Raw genomic sequence first — 3,189 nt, 5'->3', positions numbered from 1 at the left:
CTCTACCTGACCCCTTCCGCCGTCTCCCAGCAGCTGGCCGCCCTGGAACAGGAGACCGGCCACCACCTGCTCGCCCGCGAGGGCCGCGGGGTGCGGCTGACCGCCGCCGGGGAGATCCTGCTCGGCCACGCCGACGCCGTGCTCGCCCAGCTGGAGCGCGCCGAGGCCGACCTCGCCGCCTACAGCGCGGGCGTCTCCGGCGAGGTCACCGTCGCCTCCTTCGCCACCGGCATCGCGCTCGTCCTCGCCCCGGCGATCGGGCTGCTGGCCGCGCAGGCGCCCGGGGTGCGGCTCAAGGTGCTGGACGCGGAGGGCGACGCCAGCCTGCCGATGGTCCTCGACGGCCGGGCCGACCTCGCGGTGGCCGTCGAGTACCGCGGCGCCCCGCGCGCCGACGACGCCCGGCTCACCCGCGTCCCGCTGTACGCCGAGCCGTTCGAGGCGGTGCTGCCGCTCGGCCACCCGCTGGCCGCCGACGGCGGTCCGCTCGCCGTCGCGGCCCTCGCCGACGAGCGGTGGATCGGCCCCTACCCCGGCAACCCCTGCCACGACGTCGTCCTGCTGGCCTGCGAGCACGCCGGCTTCCAGCCGCGCCTGGTGCACTCCTCCGACGACTTCCGGGCCGTCGTCGCCCTCGCCTCGGCGGGCGCCGGCGTCGCCCTCGTGCCGCGCTCGGCGCTGCGCGGCGTCGACCTCGGCCGGATCGCCGTCCGGCCGGTGGACAGCGAACTCGCCACCCGCCGGGTCTTCGCCGCCGTCCGGGCCGGCGCCGACGGGCACCCGCTGATCCGCCCGGTCCTGGACGCCCTCGCCGAGGCGGCCGCGGCGGGCGCCTGAGCCCGGACCGGCCTGCGCTCGGCGCCTGGGCTCAGGCGGGTCGGGGCGTTGTGCGCGTGCCGTTGACGACCACCCGGAACATCCAGGACAGCCGGTCCTCCGGCGCCCCGGACACCAGGTCGTCCCCGAGTGCGGCGATCCTCGGGTAGGTGGCGGCGGGCGCCGCGCGGAGCGCGTCGGTGAGCGCGCCGTGTTCCAGCTCCGCCTGCTCGCCCTGCCGGGCGGACTGCTCGGCGGCGGTGGCAGTGGCCACCTGGAGCAGCACGTCCACGCCCCAGGCCGCCTGCCCGTCCGGCACGCCGCCCTCGTGCAGCAGTGCCAGGACCGCCTCCACCAGGGCCAGGTAGTGCGGCCCGGACGGCCTCGCCACCAGTGCGGCGTGGGCGAGCGCCGGGTGCCGGAACAGCACCCCGGTGCAGGAGTCGAGGACGGCGGCCAACCGCTCGCGCCAGTCCCCGGCCGCCGTCACCGGGCTCAGGTCCACCTCCCCGAGGAACTCCTCCAGGATCGCGGCGTGCAGTTCCGCGGCGTTGGCCACGTACACGTACAGCGAGGCCGGCCCGGTGTCCAGCTCCTGGGCCAGCCGCCGCATGGTCACCCGTGGCAGGCCCTCCGCCTCCAGCACCCGTACGGCGGCGGCGACGATCGCCTCGTGGCTCAGCGCGGGCTTCGCCGGCCGCTCGCGGCGGCTGCGGGGTCGGGAGGGGGGGCTCGTCATGCCGGCCAGCCTAGCGACCGTGTTCGTGACGAACTAGTTCGCCGAGGGTGTGCCCGCCGGGGCGGGCTGGTCCGGGGCGGGCTGGTCCGGGGTGGTGAACTGGTCGAGCAGGCCCTGGAGGCCGTCGGGGCCGAACATCAGCTCCAGGCCGGCGGCGGAGGCGGCGGCCGAGGCCTCGCTGCGCGGGAAGAGGGCGCGCTCGTAGGTGGTCAGGGCGGCCTCGGGGTCGCCGGGGTGGTGGGCGAGGGCCTTGCCGAGTTCGGCGCCGTCGAGCATGGCGAGGTTGGCGCCCTCGCCGGCGAACGGGGACATCAGGTGGGCGGCGTCGCCGAGCAGGGTGACGCCGGGGGTGCGGTCCCAGCGGTGGCCGACGGGCAGGGCGTGGATCCGGCGCGGGACGAGGCCGCCGTCGGCGTCGGCGAGCAGGGCCCGCAGGCCGTCGGCCCAGCCGTCGAAGCCGGCCAGCACGGTCGCCTTGGCGGTGTCGGGGGCGGTGGTGTCGATGCCGTCCAGCCAGTCCTCGCCGGCCCGGACGGCGGTGTAGACGTGGATGCTGCCGTCGCCCTCGCGGTGGGCGAGGAAGCCGCGACCCTCGGCCACGGAGAGAAAGAACCCGCCGCCGACCAGGGCGGCCGCCTCGGGGTGCCGGGTGTCCGCGTCGTGCAGGTCGGCCTCGACGAAGGAGATCCCGGTGTAGGCGGGCCGGGCGTCGGACAGCAGCGGCCGGATCCGGGACCACGCGCCGTCCGCCCCGACCAGCAGGTCCGTGGTGACGGCCGTGCCGTCGGCGAAGGCGACCTGGTGGCGGCCGTCGCCCAGCGCGTGGGCGCGGACCACCTTCCGGCCCCAGCGCACGGTGCCGGCGGGCAGGGAGTCCAGCAGCAGGTCGCGCAGGCGGCCCCGGTCGACCTCGGGGCGGCCGCCGGTGCCGTCGTCCTCCTGCTCCAGCCGGACGGCGCCGTCCGGCCCCACCACCCGCAGGGCCTCGCCGCCCGCGTGGACCAGGGCCAGGAACCGGTCGTGCAGCCCGGCGTCGCGCAGGGCCTGCTGGCCGGAGTCGTCGTGGATGTCGAGCAGGCCGCCCTGGGTGCGGGCCTCGGGCGAGGGCTCCAGGTCGAAGACGGCGGCCCGGATGCCGTGGACGTGCAGGACCCGGGTGAGCACGAGGCCCCCGAGCCCGGCTCCGATGACGGCGACGGGAACGTGCTGGACGGTCATGGCCACTCCTTGGGTCGGTGTCGGGCCGTGTCGGTCGGCGTGGGTTCGCCGCCCGCTCCTCCACGGTAACGAACATGTTCGTAACGAACAAGTTCGTCTCCTGGAACGGCCGACCCGGCAACCCGGGATCCCATCGGGCGGGAGTGTGAGAACTTCACGATCCGCACATGGCGGGATCACTGGCGCGCCGCGAGACGAGGCGGGCAGACTCGGTGCCGGAGAACCAGCTGACGGGAGGCCGTGGACGTGGGATTTCCGGTTGCGCCGGACGGGCCCGGCCCCCCTTCGCGGTCGGCCCGTTCTCGGCGTCCTGCCCACTGGTCACGGCTGTTGCTCCCCCACGAGTGGGTGGTGGTGGTCCGTCTCACGAGTGGGTGGTGGTCCGTCGCGGCCGCCGAGGAAGAGGGGGTACGGCG

At 76.4% G+C, this 3,189-nt stretch carries 3 protein-coding genes; 1 reads left to right on the top strand and 2 read right to left on the bottom strand.

Annotation, left to right across the window (positions count from 1 at the left end; all coding sequences use genetic code 11):
• On the top strand, positions 1 to 837 hold an 837-nt coding region (locus ACFV61_RS35330), incomplete at its 5' end, for a LysR substrate-binding domain-containing protein (protein ID WP_380496218.1).
• Positions 838 to 868: 31 nt separating this feature from the next.
• Here ACFV61_RS35330 and ACFV61_RS35325 read toward each other — a convergent pair.
• On the bottom strand, positions 869 to 1,555 hold the full coding sequence (locus tag ACFV61_RS35325) for a TetR/AcrR family transcriptional regulator (RefSeq protein ID WP_380496216.1): 687 nt from the start codon (positions 1,553 to 1,555) through the stop codon (positions 869 to 871).
• A gap of 33 nt (positions 1,556 to 1,588) precedes the next feature.
• Entirely contained in the window at positions 1,589 to 2,773 is a 1,185-nt protein-coding gene (locus tag ACFV61_RS35320; RefSeq protein WP_380496214.1) for an FAD-dependent oxidoreductase, read from the bottom strand.
• Between the last annotated feature and the right edge of the window lie 416 nt (positions 2,774 to 3,189).

Source organism: Kitasatospora sp. NPDC059817, assembly GCF_042731835.1.
Lineage (GTDB): Bacteria > Actinomycetota > Actinomycetes > Streptomycetales > Streptomycetaceae > Kitasatospora.
The sequence above is the reverse complement of the archived record's forward strand: the minus strand, read 5'-3'. Positions and strand labels throughout refer to the sequence as shown.